The sequence below is a fragment of the Brevundimonas sp. genome (assembly GCF_051860745.1).
Classification (GTDB): domain Bacteria; phylum Pseudomonadota; class Alphaproteobacteria; order Caulobacterales; family Caulobacteraceae; genus Brevundimonas.
This window is the reverse complement of record NZ_JBHYDN010000002.1, coordinates 24409-46537: the sequence shown is the minus strand read 5'-3', so window position 1 is coordinate 46537 and position 22129 is coordinate 24409. Positions and strand designations below refer to the sequence as shown.

Genomic DNA, 22129 nt, shown 5'->3' with positions numbered 1-22129 from the left:
GCCTGCGGTTTAAGGTCAAGCGGGACGCTCGGGCTGTTTCGTTGCGCAGGCGCCACCGGGGGTCTCAGTCCGGTTCGCGCTCGCCGATCTCGGTCGGTTTCACCGCCAGCAGCCAGCCGTCGGCGATGTGAAGGTCCGGCACGGCGTCCTTCGTGAAGGGCAGATACCAGGTCGGGCCGCCGGTCGCGGGGGCGATCTCCAGCATGTCGTCGGCGCCGAAATTCTGCACGGACTTGACGGTGCCCAAGACCAGCCCGTCAGGATCGCGCGCCTCCAGCCCGACCAGATCGGTCAGGTAGAACTCGTCCTCGTCCGGCTCGGGCAGCTTGTCGCGCGGGATATAGAGCTTCAGTCCGCGCAGGGCGTCGGCCTGTTCCTTGGTGGCGATCTCTTTCGCCCGACCGACCACGGCCGCCTTCTCGGCCCGGCCCGAGGTCAGCGTCAGGCCGGGCGAGCCATCGGCTCGCAGCAGGACGCCGTACGACAGCAGGGCCATGGGGTCGGCGGTCCAGGCCGTGACCCGCACCTCGCCCTTGACCCCGAACCCCCCGGCGACCTGGCCGACGAGGATGAGTTTGCTGTCGGTCACGAGACCCTCTCCCACTGGGAGAGGGCTTGAGCGCACGAGCGCGCAGTGCTCGTTCTGGCGCGACCCGCAGGGCGGCGCGAAGCGTCAAAGGGTGAGGGGTTACGGCGTTCCGTGTGGACGCACCATAACCCCTCACCCTCCCACCCGCTGACGCGGGCGGGCCCCGCCCTCTCCCTCTGGGAGAGGGTTTTCACGTCAGGCCTCGGTCTTTTCTTCTTCGGTGGCTTCGGCGGCCGGGGCTTCTTCCGCGGCGGCTTCAGCGGCCGGAGCTTCTTCAGCAGCAGCTTCGGCCGGAGCCTCTTCCGCGGCGGCTTCGGCCGGGGCTTCCTCGGTCACGGCTTCAGCTTCAGCGGTCGGAGCCTCTTCAGCAGCAGCCTCGGCCGGGGCTTCTTCAGCAGCGGCTTCCGGCTCGGGGGCCGGAGCGTTTTTGGCGGCTTCAGCGGCGGCCTTGGCTTCTTCCTTGGCGCGGACGGCGGCTTCGGCGGCCTCGATCTTGGCGGCGGCTTCGGCCTCGGCGCGGTCGGCTTCGCGCTGGGCGCGCTCGGCGGCGCGTTCCTGGGCCTTCTTGCCCGGCTCGGCCTTCTTCGGGTTGTTCGACTGGGTCCACTTGACCTTGCCGGCCAGGGCTTCGTCCTGGCTCAGGAAGCGGGCGACGCGGTCGGTGGGCTGGGCGCCCTTGGACAGCCATTCCGTGATGCGGTCGACCTTCAGGTTGACGCGCTTCTGCTCGCCATCGCGCGGCAGCATCGGGTTGTAGGTGCCGACGCGCTCGATGAATTTGCCGTCGCGCGGCGAGTGGCTGTCGGCGACGACGATGTAATAGTAGGGGCGCTTCTTGGCGCCGCCGCGGGCCAGACGAATCTTCAACATTTTCAGTCTCTTTCTTTGGTCGTTCTATTTCTTGGGAGGGAAGCCCGGAAGACCCGGAAGGCCCCCCGGAAGTTGTCCGCCGCCCAGTCCAGCGAGCCGGTCCTGAAGGGCTTTCATTTCGTCGGCGCTGGGCTCGGGCATGCGGCCGCCCCCCATCGCCTTGAGGCGGGCCATGTCCGGGCCGCCCCCCATGCCGCCGCCGAGGCCGCCCATCATGGCGGCCATCTGCTTCATGCCCTTGCCGCCGCCGCGCGACATGGACTTGACCATGTCGGCCATCTGGCGGTGTTGTTTGAGCAGGCGGTTGATGTCCTGGACCTCGACGCCGGCGCCCCGCGCGACACGCTTCTTGCGGCTGGCGTTGAGCAGGTCGGGCTTCTTGCGCTCGGCCCTGGTCATTGAGGAGATGATGGCTTCCTGGCGGGCGATCATGCGGTCGTCGACGCCGCTGTCGGCCATCTGGGCCTTCATCTTGGCCACGCCCGGCAGCATGCCCATGATGCCCTGCAGCCCGCCCATCCGCTTCATCTGCTGTAGCTGGCCGGCCAGGTCGTTCAGGTCGAACTGGCCCTTGGCCAGCTTGCGGGCCATGGCCTCGGCCTTGGAGGCGTCCAGCTCCTGCGACGCCTTCTCGACCAGGGCGACGATGTCCCCCTGACCCAGGATGCGGCCGGCGACGCGGCGGGCGTCGAACACTTCCAGCGCGTCGACCTTCTCGCCCGCGCCGATGTATTTGATCGGCAGGCCGGTGACGGCCCGCATCGACAGCATGGCCCCGCCGCGCCCGTCGCCGTCGGCGCGGGTCAGAACGAGGCCGGTCAGCGGCAGGCGCTCGTGGAAGGCTTTCGCCGTGCGAACCGCGTCCTGACCGGTCAGGCTGTCGGCGACCAGCAGGGTCTCGACCGGCTTCGAGACGGCGGCGACTTCCGCCACCTCGGCCATCAAGGCCTCATCGAGGGTGATGCGGCCGGCCGTGTCGAGGATCAGGACATCGAAGCCCTGCAGTTTCGCGGACTGGAGCGCGCGTCGGGTGATCTGGATCGGCGACTCGCCGGCCACGATCGGCAGGGTCGCCACATCGATCTGTTTGCCGAGGGTCTGCAGCTGCTCCATGGCCGCCGGACGACGCGTGTCCAGCGAGGCCATCATGACCTTCTTGCGGTCGAATTTCGTGAGACGAAGGGCCAGCTTGGCCGAGGTCGTGGTCTTGCCCGAGCCCTGCAGGCCGGCCATCAGGATGACGGCGGGCGGCGTGGCGTTCAGATTGATCGGGGTCGGCTCCTCGCCGCCCAGCATCTCGACCAGACCGTCATAGACGATCTTGACCACCTGATCGGCCGGCTTGACCGAGCGGATGACGTCCTCGCCGGTGGCGCGCTCGGTGGCGAAGGCGATGAAGTCCTTGACGACGGGCAGGGCGACGTCGGCCTCGAGCAGCGCCACGCGCACTTCGCGCATCGCGTCGGCCACGTCCTTTTCGGACAGGGCGCCGCGCCCGGTGATCCGGTCAAAGACGCCTGTCAGCCGCTCGTTCAGAGCCTCGAACATACAAACCTCGTCAGCCCTGCGGGCCACCAACATCCGACGGGTGAGACGGTCTCCATAGCGAAATGGCCTCCGGCGACGATCACGTCGGCGGAGGGTTCTCGCCTGCCTCGTCCGGCCGGAACCGGGGTCGTGCAGGTGGAGACGCGAGGTTCACTGGCGTCGGAAGCGGCGGCTTATGAAGGAAAAGGGGCGGTTTGTCGACTCGTCCGGGACAATTCCGTCCGGGCGTTCGCGGACCGCACTTTGGGTTTCAGCGTTAGCTTTGCAATGGCCAACCCCTTCGCCCCTGATACGGTGCCGCTTCCAGCCTCCCCGCTGAAAGACGACGCCATGAGCCCTGCCGCTGACGACCGCCTGCGCGACGAGGTCCGCCTGCTGGGCGGCCTGCTGGGCGAGGTCATTCGCGCGGAGGGCGGGCAGGACCTCTACGACCGGATCGAGGCTGTGCGGCAGGCTTCGGTGGCCTACCATCGGGGCCCGGCCTCCACCGACGCCTCGCGGCTGGAGGCGCTGCTGGCCGAACTGTCGCTCGATGACGCCGTCGGCCTGGCCCACGGTTTCGCCGCCTTCTCCCTGCTGGCCAATGTGGCCGAGGACCGGGCCGGCAAGCGGCTGGCGCAGGAGCAGACGGCGGCAGGCGCGCGGCCCGACACGCCCGAGGGCGCCCTGCAGCGGCTGGTCGCCGCGGGTCGGACGCCCGCCGATGCGCGCGACCTGCTGGCCGCCGCCCTGATTTCTCCGGTCCTGACCGCCCACCCGTCGGAGGTCCGGCGCAAGAGCGTCATCGACCGCATCGCCGCCGTTTCGGACCTGCTGGACGCCTGCGACCAGACCGGCGCGACCTGCGATCTCGCCGCGCGGGACGCGGGGCTGCGCCGCCAGACCACCATCCTGTGGGCGACGCGTCTGGTGCGGCAGGCCGGGCTGGTGGTGCAGGACGAGATCGACACCGTCGTCTCCTTCCTCGATCGCGTCTTTCTGCAGGTGGCGCCCGCCCAGCTGGCGGACTGGCGTCGGCGACTGGACGCGCCGGACCTGGCTCCATTCATCCGCATCGGCACCTGGGTCGGCGGCGACCGGGACGGCAATCCCAATGTCGACGGCGCGGTCCTGACCGCCGCCTTCCGCAGCCAGTCTCGCGCCGTGCTGCGCTTCTATCTCGACGAGGTGAACGCCCTCGGCGCCGAGCTCAGCCTGTCGGGGTCGATGAGCGCCATCTCTCCGGCCCTGCGTGCCCTGGCCGAGGCCTCTGGCGACCGCTCGCCCCACCGCGCCGACGAGCCCTACCGCCGCGCCCTCAGCGAGATCTACGCCCGGCTGGCGGCGACCTGGCCGGTCCTGACGGGCCAGCCGGTCCCGCGCGCGCCGTCGTTCGTCGCCGCGCCCTATTCAGGCCCGGATGCCTTTCGCGCCGATCTGGCGGTATTGCAGGACAGTCTGGTGGCCAACCACGGCGCGGTTTTCGCCGACGACCGGCTGGCCCGGCTGATCACGGCTGCCGATGTGTTCGGATTCCACATGGCTACCCTGGACCTGCGCCAGAATTCGGATGTGCATGAGCGCGTCGTCGCCGATCTGCTGAAGGTCGCGGGGGTGTGCGACGACTACGCCGACCTGGATGAGGCGACCCGTCTGTCGATCCTCGCCGCCGAACTGGCTTCGGGCCGCCCGCTGTTCAACCCCTATGCGGCCTATGCCGACGAGACGCTGAAGGAACGTGCCATCCTCCAGGCGGCGGCTGAGGCCCTGCGCCTGTTCGGTCCGCAGGCGATCCGCACCCATGTGGTCTCCAAGACCGATGCGGCCTCCGACCTGCTCGAAGTCTATCTTCTGCTCAAGGAGGTCGGTCTCTACCGGCCCGCTGATCCCGCCGCCTGTCCCATACAGGCCGCGCCCCTGTTCGAGACGATCGACGACCTGCGCGCCTCCCGGCCGACGCTGGAGCGCCTGCTGACGGAGCCGTCCGCCCTCGCCATCGCCCGGGCCCGGGGCGTGCAGGAGGTAATGATCGGCTATTCCGACTCCAACAAGGACGGCTCCTACCTGACCTCCACCTGGGAGTTGCACGAGGCCTCGCGCGCTCTAAAGACCGTGACGGACGCGGCCGGTCTCCGGTTGCAGCTGTTCCACGGGCGGGGCGGGGCCGTGGGCCGGGGCGGGGGCTCCAGTTTCGCCGCGGTTGTGGCCCAGCCGCAGGGGACGGTCTCGGGCCGCATCCGCGTCACCGAACAGGGCGAGGTCATCGCCAACAAATACGGCGAGCCGGAAGTGGCGCGGCGCAACCTCGACGCCCTGACCTGCGGGGTCCTTCTGGCCTCGCTGGCGCCGCCGCCCGACGCCGAGCTGACCGCTCGCCACGGCCCGACGCTGGACCGGCTGTCGAAGGCCTCGATGGCCGGCTACCGGGCCCTGGTCTATGAGACCGAAGGCTTCGTCGAATATTTCCGCGCCGCCACGCCCATCGCCGAGATCGCCGATCTCAAGATCGGCTCGCGGCCCGCCTCGCGCACAGCCTCCACCGCCATCGAGGACCTGCGCGCCATTCCCTGGGTGTTCAGCTGGTCGCAGTCGCGCGTCATGCTGCCGGGCTGGTTCGGCTTCGGCTCGGCCGTCGCGGGCGCCGACATGGACGAGCTTCAGGCCATGAACCGCGACTGGCCCTTCTTCCGCACCCTGATCCAGAACATGGAGATGGTCATGGCCAAGGCCGACATGACCATCGCCCGGCGCTACGCCGCCCTCGTGCCCGACCGGGCCTTGGCCGACCGGATATTCGCCGCCATCCAGGCCGAGTGGGACCGCACCCATGCGGCGGTCCTGGGCGTCACCGGCCAGGCAGCCCTGCTGGGCAGCCAGCCCGAGCTGGACCGGCTGATCCGGCTGCGCATGCCCTACGTCGAACCGCTGAACCATGTGCAGATCGAGCTGATCCGCCGCCGCCGCGCCGGCGACGACGACCCCCGGGTTCGCGAAGGCATATTGCTGGCGCTGAACGGAGTGGCCGCGGGTCTGCGCAACAGCGGCTGATCAGTGTTCAGCTTTCCGCGAATTCATCCGCCGTCTCTATTTCGCCGCCAAACCCACACCCGCCTGAAACAGCCCGGCCGTATCTCCTGGTCCGTCGCCGCAAAGAGCGACGCAGACCTCCGCAGGAGATCGCCATGAAAATCCTCGCTTATCTCGTCGCCGCCCTCACTGTCAGCCTCGCCCCCGGCGCCGCCTCAGCCCAGGAGGCCCGCGTCCAGTGGGGCGATCTGGATCTCTCGAGCGCCGCCGGCGCTGACGCCTTCGACGCCCGCGTCGCCGCCGCCGCCGACCGGATGTGTCGCGGCGTCAAACGGCCCGGCAGCCGGATCAATGACCGCGCCTTCTGCCGCGCCGCCTTCCGTGACGAGGCGGTCCGCCAGCTGCCCGGCGCCGTCCAGGTCGACTACGCCCTCAGCCGCCTGCCGGTCATTCTCTGATCCAGGCGGCGGTCACACGAAAAGGGCCGGCGGATCGCTCCGCCGGCCCCGGTTGTCTCGGGCCTGATGTCTTACGACGTCGGGAAGCCCCGGACCTTCAGCAGCGCGGTTACATCCGGGTCCCGGCCACGGAAGCGGCGATAGGCCTCGGCGCGGTCGGTGGTGTTGCCCTCGGCCAGGATGATCGCCTTGTAGCGGGCCGCGATGTCCGGATTGAAGACGTCGCCCGACTCCTCGAAATAGGCCCAGGTGTCGGCGTCCATGACCTCTGACCAGAGGTAGGAATAGTAGCCCGCCGAATAGGCGTCCGAGGTGAACAGGTGATTGAACTGCGGCAGGCGGTGCCGCATCACGATCTCCTTCGGCATGCCATAGCGCGCCAGGCTCTCGCGCTCGAAGGCGTCGATGTCGGTCGGCGGCGTGGCCCGGGTGTGCAGGTCCATATCGACCAGGGCCGAGGACAGATAGCTGACAGTGGCATAGCCCTGGTTGAAGGTGGCCGCCGCCTCGACCTTGTCCACCAGCGCCTGCGGCATGGCCTCGCCGGTCTGGTAGTGGCGCATGAAGCCGTCGAGAATCGGCCGGCTCAGCACCCAGTGCTCATGCACCTGCGACGGATATTCCACATAGTCCCGCGGCGTGCCGCCCAGGGCCGGATAGGTGTAGGCGGCCGAGAGCGAGTGCAGGGCGTGGCCGAACTCGTGGAACAGGGTCTCTGCGTCATCGAGCGAGATCAGGATCGGGTTTGTGCCTTCCGCCTTGGTGAAATTGTTGTTGTTCGACGACAGCACGTTCTTGACGCCGTCATAGGTCGAATAGCTGCGGTAGCTGGTCGCCCAGGCGCCCGAGCGTTTGCTGGGGCGCGAGAAGTCGTCGGAATAGAACAGGCCGACATGGCTGCCGTCGGACTTGTTCGTGACCTCGAACACCTCGACGTCGGGGTGGAAGCCCGGGACGCTCCCGGCCGGCACGGGCGTGAAGTCGAATCCGTACAGTCGCCCGGCCATATGGAAAGCGCCGCGCTTGACGTTGTTCAGCTCGAAATACGGTTTCAGCTCATTCTGATCGAGGTCGTACTTCTGCTTCCGGACCTTCTCCGCATAGTAGAGGTAGTCCCACGGTTCGATTTCGTGACCGGCGATCGCCCGCATGTCGGCGACCTCCTCGATGACGCGCGCCTTGGCGGGGGCCCAGACGCGGTTCATCAGGCCCATGGCCGCCGCCGGAGTCTTCGCCATCGTGTCCTGCATCCGCCATTCGGCGTGGTTGGCGAAGCCCAGCAGCCGGGCCCGCTCGGCCCTCAGCCGCACGATCTCGGCGATGGTCGCATTGGTGTCGTTGGCGTCGCCGTTGTCGCCGCGGTTGACGAATTTGCGCCAGACCTGTTCGCGCAGGGCCCGGTCGTCGGCGAAGCTCAGGAACGGATCGACGCTCGAGCGGGTGTTGACGATGGCCCAGCCCTGGACGTTGCGCGACCGGGCCGCGCCGGCGGCGGCGGCCTTGTTCGAGGCCGGCAGTCCGGCCACCCCGGCTTCGCTGGAGATGACCGTCCAGGCGTTCTCGTCGGCCACCACCTTCTGGCCGAAGCTGGTGAAGGCGTTGGACAGGGCGGTGTTGATCCGGCCCAGCTCGGCCTTGCCGGCGGGATTCAGGGCCGCGCCGTTGCGGATGAAGGCGTCCCGGCTGCGCGTCGTGATCCGCGTCTGTTCGGCCGTCAGGCCCGCAGCGGCGGCGCCGTCGGCGACGGCCTTGATGCGGGCGAACAGCCGTTCATTGAAGGTGATCTCGTCGCCGGCCGCCGACAGCAGGGGCGACAGTTCGGTATCAACCGCATTGTAATCGTCCGACCCGATGTTGGAGGTCATGACGCCATAGATGGCGCCGGCGCGGTCGAGCGGATCGCCCGCCATCTGCAGGGCGACCAGGGTGTTGGCGAAGGTCGCCGGTTCGGGATTGTCGGCGATCGCCGCAATCTCGGCGCGCTGCAGGTCGATGCCCTCAAGCAGGGCCGCGCGCAGCTTCGGCGCCGTGACCCGGTCCCACGGCGGGACGCCTTCATACGGGCCGGTCCAGACCTGCAACAGCTCGGCCTGCGGCGTCTGCACCGGCAGGACGGCGCGGGCGGCGGCGGCGTCAGTCGCCAGAGTCGCGGCGGGGGTTTCGCCGCCCATCGACATCCCGTTGGAGGCGCAGGCCGACAGGGCGAACAAACTGCCCCCGGCGACGAGAAGCTGGCGTCTGTGCATGGATAAACTCCGTCCGTGAATGGGTTCCTGCGAACCGTAGGCCCTTCCCGGCCTGACTGTCACATGAACGGCCCGTAATCTTCGCCGGTGGACGGGGACCGGCGGCCCGTCTAAAGCGCGCGGCATGGCGATTGGCGTATTCGACTCCGGCGTGGGCGGCCTGACGGTCCACCGCGAATTGACGCGGCGCTTTCCGGAGCGCGACTTCATCTATCTGGCCGACCAGGCCAATGCCCCGTACGGCGGGCGCGGCGGCGAGGAGATCGTCGAGCTGACCCGGGCCGGCTGCGAACGGTTGTTCGAAGCCGGGGCCAATGTCATCGTCCTGGCCTGCAACACGGCCAGCGCCATCGCCCTGCGCCGGCTGCAGCAGAGCTGGGTGCCGGAGGCCCGGGCCCGCCACGGCCGCCCGGTCAATGTGCTCGGCATCATCGTTCCGACCATCGAGGCCGCGACCGGCCTGCCCTGGGCCTATGAAGCCGAGCGTCGTGGTGAGAAGATCGAGGCCATCGACGTCACCGGCGTCTTCTGCACCGCCGCGACCGCCCACAGCCGGGTCTATGAGATCGAGATCGACAAGCGGCGCGAAGATCTGGCCGTCTTCTCCGAACCCTGTCCGGGCCTCGCGGGCCTGATCGAGCTCGGCGCCCCCGCCGAGGAGCTGAAGGTGGTCGTCGACGACCACGTCGACGCCCTGCGCCGCCGCATCGGCCGCCATCCGGACCAGGCCATCCTCGGCTGCACCCACTATGAGATCGTCGCCGACCTGTTCGCCGCGGCCCTGCCGCCCGGCACGCCGGTGATCCACCAGCCCACGGCCGTCGCCGACGCCCTGGACCGGTATTTCCAGCGCCATCCCGAGTATGACCTCGGCGGTCAGGGCCGCCGGGACTTCCTGACCAGCGGCAAGGCCGGGCCGCAGTCTGATCTGGTCAGCCAGTTCTGGGGCGCGCCCCTGACCTTCACGCCCGCCTGACCTTCCCGCCCGCTTGACTTGACGGGGGGGCCGGTCACGACGCCGAATGCGGGCGGGAGGACCTCCAGATGCTGAAATCGATGATCGCGGCCGCGGCCGGTTTGAGCCTTTTCGCCGCCGGGCCGGCGGCGGCGGAGGTGGTCGCGCGTCATGCCGACGGTTTCACGCTGCGTTTCGCCGTGCCGATGGAGACGTCCGCCGGTGATGTCATTCTGGCGCTGGACAATATCGGCGGCTGGTGGGACGGGGCGCATACCTACAGCGGTGACGCCGCCAATCTCAGCCTGCTCCTGGATCCGGGCGCGTGCTTCTGCGAGGCCTTGGCGGACGGCAGCGCCTTCGAACACGGCCGGGTCGTTGTGCTGGACGATGACCATCTGGCGCTGGACGCCCCGCTGGGTCCGCTCAAAGGGCGCGCCTCGAAGGCTGACCTGACGTTTAGCTGGCCGGACGCAGGCGCGGGCACGATGGTGACCATGACCTTCATCGTCGAAGGTCCGGGGCTGGGCGCCTTCGCCGATCCTGTCAACGGCGTCATGGCCGTCCAGTTCGAGCGGTTCATCCGCTACGTCGAATACGGCGAGGGCTGAGGCCCGGCGTTCCAGCCGAAGTCCCTGAGCCAGGCCTCGACCAGCAACAGCCGGCTGCCGCCCCGATTGGCGCGGGCGCGTCTGGTCGCGTTCGAGGCCGAGGACCACTATCTGCGCGTCCGCACCGAGGCCGGCTCGGCGCTCGTCCTCATGCGGCTCGGGGATGCGCTCGAGGCGCTTTCGGGGCTGGACGGTTTCCGCACCCACCGCTCGTGGTCGGTGGCGCGCACCGCCGTTGAGGCTGTGCGCTAGAGGGGCGCCCGGGGCGCCCTGACCCTCTCGGACGGCGCGTCCGCCCCGGTCAGCCGGACCTACGCCGTCGCGCTGAAGGGCACGGACTGGGCCGCGCCGGTCGGCTAGGCCGCCAGGGCCGCTTCCGAAGCCGCGATCCGGCTGGCGGCATGGACCACCGCGCCGATGCGCAGCGCCGTCTGCACCTGGGTCGCCGGGACGCCATGCTTGCGCAACGCGCCCTCATGGGCGTCCAGACAGGAGCCGCAGCCGTTGATGGCCGAGACGGCCGTGGACCACAGCTCAAAATCCATCTTGTCCACCCCCGGATTGGCCAGGACGTTCATCCGCAGGCGGGCGGGGATGGTCGTGTATTCGTGGTTCTTCATCAGGTGCAGCGACCGGTAGTAGATGTTGTTCATGCCCATGATGGCGGCGGCGGCCTTGGCCGCGTTCATCGCCTCTGGCGTCAGTACGGTCGCGGCCTGGGCCTCGATCGCCTTCACCACCGGCGCGACGCCGATCGCATGGGCCGAGGCGAGGAAACAGCCCCATTTCTGCTGGTCGTTGAGCACGGTTTCGGAGGCGAGGGAGCCGAGATTCAGCGAAATGTCCCTGGCGTAGGCGGGCATCAGGTCGCGCAGGGTGTCGAGGGACATTTTGTGGGGTTCCCTTCGGGAAGCGGCTATCGCTCGCGACGCGGTCGCTCACTAATTGAGCCGCATATGGGGCTTGGTGGATTGACGGGCGCGTCCTGCGCTCAAGTCGCGAGGCTCCGCGAGCCGAGCATAGCGCCCAAAAAATGAAGTGAGCGGCGAAAAGGCGGCGACGCGAACACCGCCGCCTTCCACCACTCGGTCAGCCGCCTTTACGCAGCGAGCGTCTCGCCGCCCACCGGGCGGTTGCAGGCGCACAGCTCGTCGGTCTGCAGGGCGTCCACGACCCGCAGGGTGTCGGCCGGCGCGCGGCCCACGTTCAGGTTGGTGACATAGACGTGCTGCACGACATTGTGCGGATCGACCACGAAGGTGGCGCGCAGGGCGACGCCCTCGGCCTCGTCCAGAATGCCCAGGTCGCGGGCGAATTTGCCGCCGTTGTCGGCGAACTGCCAGATCGGCAGTTTCGACAGGTCGGCGTGGTCGCGGCGCCAGGCCAGTTTGACGAACTCATTGTCGGTCGAGCCGCCCATCACCACGGTGTCGCGGTCGTCGAAATCGCGCGCCAGCGAGGCGAACTCGGCGATCTCGGTCGGGCACACGAAGGTGAAGTCCTTCGGGTAGAAGAAGATCACCTTCCACTTGCCCTCAAAGCTGTCCCTGGTGATTGGCTCGAACGCCGAGACGCCGTTCTCCTCGTGGCTGTTGAAGCCCGGCTTGACGCCGATGATCTTGAAGTCCGGCAGTGTTTGTCCAACGCCCAGCATGGCGGGTTCTCCTGATGTCTGAATGGGATTGCGCCCGGGGAGGAGCGCCGCAGCTGCGAAATGGCGCGTGCAGTGCACAAAGTCAATGATTGGACACGACTTTGTACGATAGATTTTCTCTATTCTGCTCATAGGCGAGGCGGCCCGCCGCGCGAACCGACCGACCACGTCTGCGTGGTCTATGCGCTGAACTGAACCGCCACGCTTGACCCATCGCCGTCGCCGCGCGACCGAAGGGCATGACCGCTGCGTTCAAAGCCGATCCGGCCTTCGAGTCGGGCTCCGTCATCGTCTGCGACTGGCCCCTGTGTCAGGTGCGGCTGCAGGATGACGCCCGCTATCCGTGGCTGATCCTGATTCCGCGCCGCGCCGGCCTGCATGAGATCGAGGACTTGGCTGCCGCCGAGCGCGCCGCCCTGATGGACGAGGTCGTCCGCGCCGGCGACATGGTGCGGTCGCTGGGTCAGGCGGCGGGACGGCCGGTGCAGAAGCTGAACGTCGCCGCCCTCGGCAATGTCACGGCCCAGTTGCACGTCCATGTCATCGGCCGCCGCCACGACGACGGTCAGTGGCCTGATCCGGTCTGGGGGCGTGGCGCGGTCGTGCCCTACGGCGCCAACGGGCTTCAGGCGGCGGTGTCGCGCATCCGGCTCAGTTCGGGCGGATAAGGCTCGCCGGGCGGGGCTGGCCGTCGATCGTCAGCACGCCGCGCCATCCGTTCCCCGCCCGCTCCAGCGTCATTGCCCCGGAGCCGTCGAGCGTCAGGGTCGTCCCGTCCGAGGTCGCCGCGCCCCAACCCGCCTGACCGCGCCAGCCGCCCTCGACCGGACCGACGCCGGCATCGTTGAGGACCAGATCGTAAAGCGTCCGCCCGGCCGCATCGACGATCCGCCAGGCCCCGTCCAGCCGCCCCGCGGCCTGATCGGCCCGGATCTCGGCGGACGCCACGCCCTGCTCATAGGCCGTCTCGACGTCGCTGGGCGTGTATTCGTAGGATCGGACATAGGCCTCGACCACGACCGGCGTTTCCAGCGGACGGCGGTAAAGGTCGCCGTCCGCGTCGCCCTGGGCCTGTTCGCGGCCGAAATTCCGGCCCGGCTCGAACGGGCGGATTACAGGCGCCTGATAGGCAGCCTGCGTGGACGGATGCGGCGCGGTCTCCTGCATCAGCAGGCCCGCGAAGGCGAGGACGATCAAACCCGACATGGGGCCAGACTGCCGCGAACCGGCGCGAATGACAAAGCGGCTGCACCCCGTCCGCGAATTCGCGATCGCGAACGTCGCATACGCTTGCGCTTCGTTGACCCCCGCCGCCCCGCTGACTAAACCCGGACGACCGGTTTCGAGCGGCTGAATTCGCTCAGGTTTCTGAGAACCATTCGCAATATGTCGACCTCCCCCCTGCCGGGCGACGCCTCCAACGACCCGTCTGACGACCAGACCGGCCGGTTTGTGGTCCAGCCCAACGGCCGCGTCCGCCCCTTGTCGCCGCATCTGCAGATCTGGCGCTGGCACGTCACCATGTTCGCCTCGATCCTGAATCGCATGACCGGCGGGGCCTTGTCGGTCGGAGCGGTGCTGGTCTTCGCCTGGTTGATGGCATTGGCCTTCGGACCGGAGGCCTATGCCAGCTTCACCGGCTGGATGGGATCGCCGCTGGGCCTGCTGGTCTGGTTCGGCCTGACCCTGGCCCTGTGCCTGCACCTGACCGGCGGCGTCCGCCACCTGATCTGGGACGCCGGCCGCGGCCTGTCGCCCAAGGCGGCAGACGCCCTGTCCTGGGCCTCGATGATCGGCGGCGTCGTCATCGCCGTGGCCTTCTGGGCCTTCCTGTTCAGCTCCGGGAGGGTCGTGCTGTGAGCCGCGATACCAAAACCTTCGTCAACGGCGTCAAGGTCTCCGAGCGCCACGGCGCCGGCGAATGGACCGCCGAGCGGCTGTCGTCCCTGACGCTCGTGCCCTTGACCCTGTGGGGCCTGTGGAGCGGCTATGTCCTGTCTGGCGGCGGCTATGACGGCGCGCGAGACTGGTTCGCCTCGCCGGTCAACGCCGTCCTGCTGGCCGTGACGTTGGCGGTCAGCGTCTGGCATATGCAGATGGGGCTGAAGGTCATCGTCGACGACTATATCCACAAGCCCGGCTCGCGCAGCGCGCTGCTGGGCCTGATCGGCCTGCTGTGCCTGCTGCTCGCGGCGGCGGGCGTCTTCTTTATCGTACGGCTGGCCCTGGGCTCCGCGCCCCTGCCTGCCGGTTTCGGGATCTGACGGCTGATGGCTGCTTATGAATTCGTCGATCACGCCTATGACGTCGTCGTCGTCGGCGCGGGCGGCTCCGGCCTGCGCGCCGCCCTCGGCGCGGCCCAGCAAGGGCTGAAGGTCGCCTGCGTCACCAAGGTCTTCCCGACCCGTTCCCACACTGTGGCGGCGCAAGGGGGGATCTCGGCTTCGCTCGGCAACATGGGCGAGGATAGCTGGCAGTGGCACATGTACGACACCGTCAAGGGGTCGGACTGGCTGGGCGACCAGGACGCCATCGAATACCTGGTCCGCAACGCGCCCAAGGCCGTCTATGAGCTCGAGCACTGGGGCGTGCCCTTCTCGCGCACCGAGGAAGGCAAGATCTACCAGCGCGCCTTCGGCGGAATGACGCGCAATTTCGGCGAGGGTCCGGTGCAGCGCACCTGCGCCGCCGCCGACCGCACCGGCCACGCCATCCTGCATACCCTCTACGGTCAGTCGGTCCGCCGCGAGGTCGAGTTCTTCGTCGAATATTTCGGCCTCGACCTGATCATGCAGGACGGCGCCTGCACCGGCGTGACGGCGCTCAAGCTCGACGACGGCACGATTCACCGCTTCCGCGCCAAGCTGGTGATCCTGGCCACCGGCGGTTACGGCCGCGCCTATTTCAGCGCCACTTCGGCCCACACCTGCACCGGCGACGGCAACGCCATGGTCCTGCGAGCCGGCCTGCCGCTGCAGGACATGGAGTTCGTCCAGTTCCACCCGACCGGCATCTACGGCGCCGGCTGTCTGATCACCGAGGGCGCGCGCGGCGAAGGCGGATACCTGACCAACTCCGAGGGCGAGCGCTTCATGGAGCGCTATGCCCCGACCGTGAAGGATCTGGCTCCGCGCGACATGGTCAGCCGCTCCATGACCATCGAAATCCGTGAAGGCCGCGGCGTGGGCCCGAACAAGGACCACATCCACCTCCACCTCGACCACCTCGATCCCGCCGTGCTGCACGAGCGCCTGCCGGGCATTTCCGAGAGCGCCAAGATCTTCGCCGGCGTCGACGTGACCAAACAGCCGATTCCGGTCCTGCCCACCGTCCACTACAATATGGGTGGCATCCCGACGAACTATCACGGCGAGGTCCTGACCAAGGTCGGCGACAACGCCGATACGGTGGTGCCCGGCCTGATGGCTGTCGGCGAGGCGGCCTGCGTCTCGGTTCACGGCGCCAACCGTCTGGGTTCGAACAGCCTGACCGATCTCGTGGTGTTCGGCCGCGCCGCCGGCCTGCGTTGCGGCGAGGTGGTGGACAAGGCCTCGGCCGTGCCCGACGCCCCGGCCGCCGCCACCGACGGCCATCTGGCTCGGCTCGACCGCTTCCGCCACGCCAACGGATCGACCCCGACGGCCAAGCTCCGCATCGACATGCAGCGCGCCATGCAGTCCGACGCCGCCGTCTTCCGCACTGGCAAGACGCTGGAGGAGGGGGTGGCCAAGCTGCGCGCCATCCACGCCGCCGGCGTCGACATCAAGACGACTGATCGCGGCCTGATCTGGAACACCGACCTGATCGAGACCCTCGAATACGACAACCTGGTCGACCAGGCCCTGGTCACCATCGAGAGCGCCCTGAACCGCACCGAGAGCCGCGGCGCCCACGCCCGCGAGGACTATCCGGACCGCGACGACGCCGAGTGGATGAAACACACCCTGTCGTGGAAGGTCCCCGGCGAGGCGGTGAAGATCGATTACCGCCCGGTCCACAACTACACGATGTCCAAGGACATCGATTACATCGAGCCCAAGGCACGGGTGTACTAGGAACCACAGATGGCCCGCACGCCCAGGACGCCTCCCGTCGAACCAGCGACGCCCGAACCGGCGCCGCGCCCCGTCTATGACCGGGCGACGTCGTCCCGTCTGCCGCGCCGGTCCCTCGGTCTGAAGCTTCTGCTGGTCTGCGGCCTGGCGCTGGTGATGAGCATCGCCGCCCTGTTCGTCTTCGCCCTTCTGATGGACCGGTCCAACCGCGCCGAGTCGGTGGCCGAAGAGGTCGGCGGTCTGATGGGCGGACCCCAGACCTTCCTCGGGCCGGTGCTGGCCGTGCCCTACAGTCGCGCCGCCGTGACGGCCGAGGCGGTCCCCGTTGGCCAGCCGGCCCGCGCGACCACCGAAAATGGCGTCTGGCACATCTTCCCGACCCGCGGTCGCGTCGAGGTCGCGACGGCGTCCGAAGTCCGCAGTCGCTCCCTGTTCAAGGTGCCGGTCTATACCGCCGACCTGACCTACTCCGCCCGTTTCGACCTGGCCAACGCCGGAGCCGAGGCTCCGCGGGGCGCGGTTCTGGACTGGAGCCGGGCCGAGATCGTTCTTGGGGCCTCCGATGCGCGCGGGGCGAAATCCGATATCGGCCTCACCGTCGGCGGCCGCACCGTCGCCCTGACGCCGTCCTCGGTCGAGGCCACGACCGGACTGTCGTACGGCGACGACTATGACAGCCGCGCGCCGCGTGGCGACGGCCTGCGCCTGTTCGGCACCCGCCTGCCTGAGGCCCAGCGTGCCGCGGGGACCTTCGATGTGGCGGGCGCCGCAACCTTCTCGGGCGCCCAGCGGGTGGCGGTTCTGGCGTTTGCCGGGACCACCGACGCCGTCATCAAGGGTGACTGGCCTCACCCGTCCTACAACGGCGGCTTCCTGCCCGCGCGCCAGGTGCCGGCCGCCGACGGTCCCGGCTTCAATGCGTCCTGGACCGTTCCCTTCGTGGCCCGCGGCGTGCCTGTCGAGGGCGGGTCGGACGCCCTGAGCCGTCTCGGCGCCACCGAACTGGCCGTCACCTTCGTCGAGCCGGCCAATCCCTATCAGTCGGTCAGCCGCTCGCTGAAATACGCGCCCATGTTCATCGGGCTGGTCTTCCTGGCCTATTTCCTGTTCGAGACCACGACCGGTCGCCGCGTCCACCCCGCCCAGTATGTCCTGGTCGGCATGGCCCAGGTGATCTTCTACATGTTGCTGCTGTCGATCGCGGAACACACCGGCTTCGACCTCGCCTTCGCCCTCGCCGCCGCCCCGACGGTCGGCCTGATCTCGGCCTATGCCGGCTGGACCTTCGACAGCCGGGCGCAGGGCATACGGGCGCTGGTCGCCTTCACCTTCCTGTACGGCCTCATCTATGTGCTGATGCGGCTTGAGGACTATGCGCTGCTGGTCGGCGCCTTATCCAGCTTCGCGGCCATCGCGGCCGTCATGTATTTCACCCGCAAGGTCGACTGGTACGGCATGGCGGGCAACGACACCCGGGACGTCGCCTGATGGTTCAACTCACCCTCCCCAAGGGCTCCAAACCCACGACCGGCAAGGTCCACAAGGCCCCGGCCGGCGCCAAGAACGTCAAGACCTACAAGGTCTACCGGTACGACCCCGAGGTCGACGCCGACCCGCGCTGGGACACGTTCGAGATTTCGGCCGACGACCACGGCCCGATGCTGCTGGACGCCCTGATCCACATCAAGAACGAGATCGACCCGACCCTGACCTTCCGCCGCTCGTGCCGGGAGGGCATCTGCGGCTCGTGCTCGATGAACATCGACGGGCGCAACACCCTGGCCTGCACCAAGGGCTGGGAGGAATGCTCGTCCTCGACCATCTCCATCGCCCCCCTGCCGCACCAGTCGGTGGTCAAGGATCTGGTGACGGACCTGACCCTGTTCTACGCCCAGTACGACTCGATCCAGCCCTGGCTCCAGTCCGACGAGCCGGACCCGGAGACGGAGCGCATCCAGCTGCCGGAAGACCGGGCGAAACTGGACGGCCTGTACGAATGCATCCTGTGCGCCTGCTGCTCGACGTCGTGCCCCAGCTACTGGTGGAACCAGACGGAATACCTCGGCCCCGCCGCCCTGCTGCAGTCCTACCGCTGGATCGCCGACAGCCGCGACGACGCCACGGACAAGCGGCTCGACGACCTCGAGGACCCGTTCAAACTCTACCGCTGCCACACCATCATGAACTGCACCCAGGTGTGTCCGAAGGGGCTGAACCCGGCCGAGGCGATCGCGAAGACCAAGAAGCTGATGGTGTCGCCGGGACGGAAGAAGACGGAAGCGGCGTGATGGGACCAGAGGCGTTTGCCTTTGTCGCCTTCCTGACGTTCGGGACTGCCGGCTCCGTGGCCGCTCAGGAAGCGGGGGTGAATCTCGAACTTCGCGGCGCAGCCCGTCAGATCGCGGCCGGTGAACAGGATCAGGGACTGGCCCGCCTTCAGGCGCTTGCGGACGGCGGCGATCTGGAAGCCCACAACCTGCTGGGCGAAGTTTACACGGGTCTTGACGGCGTGGTTCGCGACCGCGCCCGCTCCTGCGAGCATTTCCGCGTCGCGCGCGAAGCCCGCCCCAGTGCGGCTCACAACTACGGCCAATGCCTGTGGGAGGGTGCCTTTGGAGAGCGTGAGTTGGAACAGGCGCGCGTGTGGTACGGGCGTGGCGCGGACGGAGGCTTTCTTCAGGCGAAGTGCGCCTTGGGGAATATGCTGATCAAGGGTGAAGGCGGTGCCGCCGAACCCGAACGAGGCGTCGCCCTTTGCCGACAGGCGGCGGATGCGGGCGACCCGAACGCCCAGGCCGACATGGGCGACCACTACGGCGGCGGTCGGGGCGTGGCGCAGGACTATGCAATGGCGCGTCAGTGGTATGAGCGGGCGGCGGCCCAGCGTCAGCGCAACGCCGCGTTCCAGCGGGGCGTACTGGACTGGAATGGGCTGGGTGGGCCCATCGATCTCGTTTCAGCGTCACGCTGGCTGGAGCAGGCCTATGAGGCCGGTCGCAAGGACGCGGCTATACTGGTTGGTCGCTCCGCTTTTGTCCGGGCCGTGCCGAACGCTCCGAGAGGACCCGTTGACGTCGTCCTGCTGGCGCAGGCCAAGCGCTGGTATGAGATCGTCGTCGTCGAAGATCCTGACCCCGAAGCGCGTTCCCGCGCCGCCGTCATGCTGGCTCAGATCAGTGGTTACGAGGCGCTGGCCCGCGAGCAGACCGGCGGCGAATAACGGTCAGACTTCCAGTTTCAGCCCGCAATGATCAGCGAAGTGGCGGAAGTCCCGGTCGCGGGTGATCAGGGACACGCCCGCATCGATGCAACATTGGGCGATCAGACAATCCGCAGCCTTGGCCTTCAGCCCCCGCTTTCGAAGTCCAAGCCTCATGAGCCCCGCGCGCTGCCAGTAGCCGGGCTCGAGTTCCAGCAGGGTTGCATTGCGGATCAGGTTTCGATGGGCCGCCGGAAACACGCCGGAGAACATCTCGAACTGGACGATGGGCGGCAGTCCCAACCGCTCCTCGGTCGCCGCGGTCGCTATCGCGGCGGTATCCGCGCCTTCGTCGCCCGCGAAGAAGGCGATCAGCGAACTTGAGTCGGCCGCGATCAAAGCACGTTGCCCTGGGCATCGAACTCACGGTCCTCGCGCAGGTCATCCAGATCGATATCGAGCTTGAACCGCCCTTGGGCGGCCAGCATTTTTCGGCACCACTCCGAATGATTGTACTGTTCGAGAGCGGTCCGCAACGTCTGTGTCAGACTGGCTCCACTATTGATCTGCGCCGTAGCCAACAGACGGGCCGGCAAAATCGCGGTAATTTTTCGCACATCGTTCATACGCATAAATATGCCATATAACTGATATGGCATCAAGTTGCGGTTTGCCTATGGCGTCCCTGACGGTATGAGCCTCCCATGGCGAAGATCACCTACATCGAACACGACGGCCGCGAGCATGTCGTGGAGGTCAAGACCGGCCTTTCCGTCATGGAGGGGGCGATCCGCAACAATGTGCCGGGCATCGACGCCGACTGCGGTGGCGCCTGCGCCTGCGCGACATGTCATGTCTATGTCGATGAAGCCTTCGCCGCCGAGACGGGCCGCGCCTCGGCCATGGAGGAGTCGATGCTGGACTTCGCCGAGAACGTTCAGCCGAACAGCCGCCTGTCCTGCCAGATCCGGGTCTCGGACGATCTCGACGGCCTGATCGTCCGCCTGCCCGAAAACCAGCACTGAGCCGCGGCCATGGGCCGCACAAACCCTGGGCTCGTCGATCTCGTTGGCCGCCTGATCGCCGATGGTCCGAAGGATCGCCCGCCGTTGATCGCCATCGTCGGGGCGCAGGGGTCCGGCAAGACTACCCTGGCCCGCGCCGCCGCCGAGCGGTTCGGGGCGGTGCAGATCTCGATCGACGACGTCTATCTGACCCGGGCCGAACGCGAGGCGATGGCGCGCGAGGTTCATCCGCTGTTTGTCACCCGGGGACCGCCGGGGACGCACGATCTCGGCCTGCTGCAAGAGTTGATCGACGGCCTGTCCGCCGCCGGGCCTGACGACGAGACCCGGATCCCCGATTTCGACAAGCGCGGCGACGACCGGCGGCCGGTCGGGGACTGGCGCGTCTGTCGCGGCCGGCCCTCGGCCATACTGATCGACGCCTGGTGCCTCGGCGCCCTGCCGGAGGACGCGGCGGAGCTCGCGGAACCGATCAACGCCCTGGAGGCCGACCACGACCCGGACGGCGGCTGGCGGCGCGCCGTCAACGGCTTCGTCGGCGGGACCTATACGGACTTCGTCGCCCGGTTCGACGCCGTGCTGTTCCTCAAGGCCCCGTCGTTCGATGTCGTGCTGGACTGGCGCTGTCAGCAGGAGGCCGAGCTGCTGGGCGTCGATGCCGCCGATCTGCCCGCCGCCGAACGCGCCCGGCTGGCCGGTTTCATCCAGTATTTCGAGCGGATCACCCGCCGCATGCTCGTCGGCGGCGTGCGGGCCGATGTCATCGTGAAACTGGACCGAAACCGTCTGCCGGGCTCTATGGACGCATGACTCCGCCGCAGGATCGCCGTTTCGAGCCGCGTTCGGCCGCCAACGCCCGCGCGGTAGTGGTTGCGCCGGGGCTCGAGCTACCGTGTCTGATCGTCGACCACTCCCCGGCGGGCCTGCGCCTTCGGCTGGACCGCAAGCTCGCCCTGCCCGACCGGGTGTTCGTCATCGACATGGCGCAGGCCGTGGTCATCGAGGCCGAAGTGGTCTGGAGAAAGGGGCTGGAGGCGGGATTGAAACGGCACGGCCAGTCCTCCCTGCGCGGCCTGATCCCCTCCCGCTTCGCGGCCGCCCGCGCCGCCTTCGTGAGAGCGGGCGGCCGTTAGACGGCTGAGATGGCCTTGATCGCCACATAGACGGCGACGATCAGGATCAAACCCGCGAACAGGCGTCGCCCGAGGACGGCGTTGGCCCCCAGCCGCCGGGCGATGGGCAGGCCCGCGAGGGTTCCCACCGTCCCGCCCGCCGCCATGGCGGCCACGATGGGCCAGTCGATCAGGCCCGACAAAGCGTAGTTGGCCGCCGTCGTCGCTCCGAAGGCCGCGACGCTGACCAGCGATGAGGCCTGCGCCAGAGCCAGGGTCATGCCAGCGGCGCCCATCAGGCCTGGAACGATCAGAAAGCCGCCGCCGATGCCGAAGAAGCCGGCGGCCACGCCCACACCTGCGCCCGAGGCGGCGACGCGCGGGGCTATGGCGCGGGTCAGTCGCACATTCTCGGTCCCGACCGGCGCGTTCGGCCTCAGCATGGCCAGGGCGACCAGCCCCATGGCCAGGGCGAAGAAGATCAGCAAGGCGTGGCCGTCGATCGCCTTGGCGACAGACGATCCGGCGAAGGCGCCGACCGAGCCGGTCACGGCGAAAAGCAGGGCGCAAGGCCAACGCACCCGCCCCGCGCGGGCCTGACCGGCCAGCGCCGTCAGGGCGTTCAGCGCCACGCCGGCGGCCGAGGCGCCGATGGCGACGTGCGGATCCTGGACCCCGACCACATACAGCAACAGCGGTACGGCCAGCACCGAGCCCCCGCCGCCGAACACGGTCAGCAGCAGGGCGACGATGCCGCCGCTGAGGACGGCCAGCAGCAGCTGGGCGACGGTCGCGTCCATG

General features: G+C 68.4%; 24 protein-coding genes and 1 pseudogene. 15 read left to right on the top strand and 10 right to left on the bottom strand.

The genetic code is table 11. The features are described 5' to 3' along the window. Positions 1-64: 64 nt before the first annotated feature. From rimM to ffh, 3 genes and pseudogenes are all read right to left on the bottom strand, one after another. On the bottom strand, positions 65-589 hold the full coding sequence (gene rimM, locus ACTIEW_RS02635; RefSeq protein WP_439476358.1) for a ribosome maturation factor RimM: 525 nt from the start codon (positions 587-589) through the stop codon (positions 65-67). 363 nt (positions 590-952) lie between these two features. Beyond that, positions 953-1459: pseudogene (gene rpsP / locus ACTIEW_RS02630) on the bottom strand (30S ribosomal protein S16); the annotation flags it as partial. A 24-nt stretch (positions 1460-1483) separates the two neighbouring features. Next, positions 1484-3007, bottom strand: coding sequence for a signal recognition particle protein (ffh, locus tag ACTIEW_RS02625; protein WP_439476357.1), 1524 nt, complete (start codon positions 3005-3007; stop codon positions 1484-1486). Positions 3008-3337: 330 nt separating this feature from the next. Between ffh and ppc the strand changes: the two genes are divergently transcribed. Both ppc and ACTIEW_RS02615 read left to right on the top strand, forming a co-directional pair. After that, positions 3338-6034, top strand: a complete 2697-nt coding sequence (ppc, locus tag ACTIEW_RS02620) for a phosphoenolpyruvate carboxylase (RefSeq protein WP_439476356.1) — start codon at positions 3338-3340, stop codon at positions 6032-6034. Positions 6035-6168: 134 nt separating this feature from the next. Then, entirely contained in the window at positions 6169-6471 is a 303-nt protein-coding gene (locus ACTIEW_RS02615) for a UrcA family protein (RefSeq protein WP_439476355.1), read from the top strand. Between the two features lie 71 nt (positions 6472-6542). Here the strand turns inward: ACTIEW_RS02615 and ACTIEW_RS02610 are convergent, their stop codons facing one another. Further along, complete coding sequence (locus ACTIEW_RS02610; RefSeq protein ID WP_439476354.1) at positions 6543-8717, bottom strand: M3 family metallopeptidase; 2175 nt, start codon at positions 8715-8717, stop codon at positions 6543-6545. A 124-nt stretch (positions 8718-8841) separates the two neighbouring features. On the opposite strand from ACTIEW_RS02610, the gene ACTIEW_RS02605 reads away from it, so the two are divergent. The 3 genes from ACTIEW_RS02605 (at position 8842) to ACTIEW_RS02595 (ending at position 10535) form a co-directional block, all read left to right on the top strand. Then, positions 8842-9693 (top strand): glutamate racemase, encoded by an 852-nt coding sequence (locus ACTIEW_RS02605; protein ID WP_439476353.1) that lies wholly within the window; start codon positions 8842-8844, stop codon positions 9691-9693. A gap of 68 nt (positions 9694-9761) precedes the next feature. Continuing rightward, entirely contained in the window at positions 9762-10283 is a 522-nt protein-coding gene (locus ACTIEW_RS02600; RefSeq protein WP_439476352.1) for a hypothetical protein, read from the top strand. Positions 10284-10349: 66 nt separating this feature from the next. Next, positions 10350-10535, top strand: a complete 186-nt coding sequence (locus ACTIEW_RS02595) for a LytTR family DNA-binding domain-containing protein (protein ID WP_439476351.1) — start codon at positions 10350-10352, stop codon at positions 10533-10535. A gap of 104 nt (positions 10536-10639) precedes the next feature. Here the strand turns inward: ACTIEW_RS02595 and ACTIEW_RS02590 are convergent, their stop codons facing one another. Both ACTIEW_RS02590 and ACTIEW_RS02585 read right to left on the bottom strand, forming a co-directional pair. Then, positions 10640-11173 carry a carboxymuconolactone decarboxylase family protein gene (locus tag ACTIEW_RS02590; protein ID WP_439476350.1) on the bottom strand — a complete coding sequence of 178 codons (534 nt, stop codon included), beginning with the start codon at positions 11171-11173 and terminating at the stop codon, positions 10640-10642. Positions 11174-11382: 209 nt separating this feature from the next. Further along, on the bottom strand, positions 11383-11937 hold the full coding sequence (locus ACTIEW_RS02585; RefSeq protein ID WP_439476349.1) for a peroxiredoxin: 555 nt from the start codon (positions 11935-11937) through the stop codon (positions 11383-11385). 239 nt (positions 11938-12176) lie between these two features. On the opposite strand from ACTIEW_RS02585, the gene ACTIEW_RS02580 reads away from it, so the two are divergent. Continuing rightward, complete coding sequence (locus tag ACTIEW_RS02580; protein WP_439476348.1) at positions 12177-12605, top strand: HIT domain-containing protein; 429 nt, start codon at positions 12177-12179, stop codon at positions 12603-12605. Here the strand turns inward: ACTIEW_RS02580 and ACTIEW_RS02575 are convergent. After that, the gene (locus ACTIEW_RS02575; protein WP_439476347.1) at positions 12589-13143 is read right to left on the bottom strand and encodes a hypothetical protein; all 555 of its coding nucleotides are present in this window, start codon (positions 13141-13143) and stop codon (positions 12589-12591) included. The two genes, ACTIEW_RS02580 and ACTIEW_RS02575, sit on opposite strands and share 17 nt — an antisense overlap. A gap of 180 nt (positions 13144-13323) precedes the next feature. Here ACTIEW_RS02575 and sdhC point away from each other — a divergent pair, with 180 nt between their 5' ends. The 6 genes from sdhC (at position 13324) to ACTIEW_RS02545 (ending at position 19212) form a co-directional block, all read left to right on the top strand. Continuing rightward, complete coding sequence (gene sdhC, locus ACTIEW_RS02570) at positions 13324-13797, top strand: succinate dehydrogenase, cytochrome b556 subunit (protein WP_439476346.1); 474 nt, start codon at positions 13324-13326, stop codon at positions 13795-13797. Then, positions 13794-14201, top strand: coding sequence for a succinate dehydrogenase, hydrophobic membrane anchor protein (sdhD, locus tag ACTIEW_RS02565; RefSeq protein WP_439476345.1), 408 nt, complete (start codon positions 13794-13796; stop codon positions 14199-14201). Before sdhC ends, sdhD begins: the two co-directional genes overlap by 4 nt. A 6-nt stretch (positions 14202-14207) precedes the next feature. Beyond that, positions 14208-15992 (top strand): succinate dehydrogenase flavoprotein subunit, encoded by a 1785-nt coding sequence (gene sdhA / locus ACTIEW_RS02560; protein WP_439476344.1) that lies wholly within the window; start codon positions 14208-14210, stop codon positions 15990-15992. Between the two features lie 9 nt (positions 15993-16001). After that, on the top strand, positions 16002-17480 hold the full coding sequence (gene creD / locus ACTIEW_RS02555) for a cell envelope integrity protein CreD (RefSeq protein WP_439476343.1): 1479 nt from the start codon (positions 16002-16004) through the stop codon (positions 17478-17480). Next, complete coding sequence (locus ACTIEW_RS02550) at positions 17480-18280, top strand: succinate dehydrogenase iron-sulfur subunit (protein WP_439476342.1); 801 nt, start codon at positions 17480-17482, stop codon at positions 18278-18280. Before creD ends, ACTIEW_RS02550 begins: the two co-directional genes overlap by 1 nt. A gap of 77 nt (positions 18281-18357) precedes the next feature. After that, complete coding sequence (locus tag ACTIEW_RS02545) at positions 18358-19212, top strand: tetratricopeptide repeat protein (protein ID WP_439476341.1); 855 nt, start codon at positions 18358-18360, stop codon at positions 19210-19212. Between the two features lie 3 nt (positions 19213-19215). Here the strand turns inward: ACTIEW_RS02545 and ACTIEW_RS02540 are convergent, their stop codons facing one another. Both ACTIEW_RS02540 and ACTIEW_RS02535 read right to left on the bottom strand, forming a co-directional pair. Beyond that, entirely contained in the window at positions 19216-19590 is a 375-nt protein-coding gene (locus ACTIEW_RS02540; protein WP_439476340.1) for a PIN domain-containing protein, read from the bottom strand. Further along, positions 19587-19823 (bottom strand): hypothetical protein, encoded by a 237-nt coding sequence (locus tag ACTIEW_RS02535; protein WP_439476339.1) that lies wholly within the window; start codon positions 19821-19823, stop codon positions 19587-19589. Before ACTIEW_RS02535 ends, ACTIEW_RS02540 begins: the two co-directional genes overlap by 4 nt. A gap of 72 nt (positions 19824-19895) precedes the next feature. On the opposite strand from ACTIEW_RS02535, the gene ACTIEW_RS02530 reads away from it, so the two are divergent. From ACTIEW_RS02530 to ACTIEW_RS02520, 3 genes are read left to right on the top strand one after another with little or no spacing between them, the layout of a single operon-like run. After that, a complete protein-coding gene (locus tag ACTIEW_RS02530; protein WP_055826608.1) occupies positions 19896-20216 on the top strand; it encodes a 2Fe-2S iron-sulfur cluster-binding protein in 321 nt (106 codons plus the stop codon). Between the two features lie 9 nt (positions 20217-20225). After that, a complete protein-coding gene (locus ACTIEW_RS02525) occupies positions 20226-21026 on the top strand; it encodes a kinase (RefSeq protein ID WP_439476338.1) in 801 nt (266 codons plus the stop codon). Further along, positions 21023-21349 (top strand): PilZ domain-containing protein, encoded by a 327-nt coding sequence (locus tag ACTIEW_RS02520; RefSeq protein ID WP_439476337.1) that lies wholly within the window; start codon positions 21023-21025, stop codon positions 21347-21349. Before ACTIEW_RS02525 ends, ACTIEW_RS02520 begins: the two co-directional genes overlap by 4 nt. On the opposite strand, the gene ACTIEW_RS02515 is transcribed toward ACTIEW_RS02520, so the two are convergent. After that, a complete protein-coding gene (locus ACTIEW_RS02515; RefSeq protein WP_439476336.1) occupies positions 21346-22128 on the bottom strand; it encodes a sulfite exporter TauE/SafE family protein in 783 nt (260 codons plus the stop codon). The two genes, ACTIEW_RS02520 and ACTIEW_RS02515, sit on opposite strands and share 4 nt — an antisense overlap. Between the last annotated feature and the right edge of the window lies 1 nt (position 22129).

Bases quoted from the DNA above. Each gene is read 5' to 3' on its own strand.
- ffh (WP_439476357.1), bottom strand. From the start codon at position 3,007: ATGTTCGAGGCTCTGAACGAGCGGCTGACAGGCGTCTTTGACCGGATC.
- ppc (WP_439476356.1), top strand. From the start codon at position 3,338: ATGAGCCCTGCCGCTGACGACCGCCTGCGCGACGAGGTCCGCCTGCTG.
- ACTIEW_RS02615 (WP_439476355.1), top strand. From the start codon at position 6,169: ATGAAAATCCTCGCTTATCTCGTCGCCGCCCTCACTGTCAGCCTCGCC.
- ACTIEW_RS02610 (WP_439476354.1), bottom strand. From the start codon at position 8,717: ATGCACAGACGCCAGCTTCTCGTCGCCGGGGGCAGTTTGTTCGCCCTG.
- ACTIEW_RS02605 (WP_439476353.1), top strand. From the start codon at position 8,842: ATGGCGATTGGCGTATTCGACTCCGGCGTGGGCGGCCTGACGGTCCAC.
- ACTIEW_RS02600 (WP_439476352.1), top strand. From the start codon at position 9,762: ATGCTGAAATCGATGATCGCGGCCGCGGCCGGTTTGAGCCTTTTCGCC.
- ACTIEW_RS02590 (WP_439476350.1), bottom strand. From the start codon at position 11,173: ATGTCCCTCGACACCCTGCGCGACCTGATGCCCGCCTACGCCAGGGAC.
- ACTIEW_RS02585 (WP_439476349.1), bottom strand. From the start codon at position 11,937: ATGCTGGGCGTTGGACAAACACTGCCGGACTTCAAGATCATCGGCGTC.
- ACTIEW_RS02580 (WP_439476348.1), top strand. From the start codon at position 12,177: ATGACCGCTGCGTTCAAAGCCGATCCGGCCTTCGAGTCGGGCTCCGTC.
- ACTIEW_RS02575 (WP_439476347.1), bottom strand. From the start codon at position 13,143: ATGTCGGGTTTGATCGTCCTCGCCTTCGCGGGCCTGCTGATGCAGGAG.
- sdhC (WP_439476346.1), top strand. From the start codon at position 13,324: ATGTCGACCTCCCCCCTGCCGGGCGACGCCTCCAACGACCCGTCTGAC.
- sdhA (WP_439476344.1), top strand. From the start codon at position 14,208: ATGGCTGCTTATGAATTCGTCGATCACGCCTATGACGTCGTCGTCGTC.
- creD (WP_439476343.1), top strand. From the start codon at position 16,002: ATGGCCCGCACGCCCAGGACGCCTCCCGTCGAACCAGCGACGCCCGAA.
- ACTIEW_RS02550 (WP_439476342.1), top strand. From the start codon at position 17,480: ATGGTTCAACTCACCCTCCCCAAGGGCTCCAAACCCACGACCGGCAAG.
- ACTIEW_RS02535 (WP_439476339.1), bottom strand. From the start codon at position 19,823: ATGCGTATGAACGATGTGCGAAAAATTACCGCGATTTTGCCGGCCCGT.
- ACTIEW_RS02530 (WP_055826608.1), top strand. From the start codon at position 19,896: ATGGCGAAGATCACCTACATCGAACACGACGGCCGCGAGCATGTCGTG.
- ACTIEW_RS02525 (WP_439476338.1), top strand. From the start codon at position 20,226: ATGGGCCGCACAAACCCTGGGCTCGTCGATCTCGTTGGCCGCCTGATC.
- ACTIEW_RS02520 (WP_439476337.1), top strand. From the start codon at position 21,023: ATGACTCCGCCGCAGGATCGCCGTTTCGAGCCGCGTTCGGCCGCCAAC.
- ACTIEW_RS02515 (WP_439476336.1), bottom strand. From the start codon at position 22,128: ATGGACGCGACCGTCGCCCAGCTGCTGCTGGCCGTCCTCAGCGGCGGC.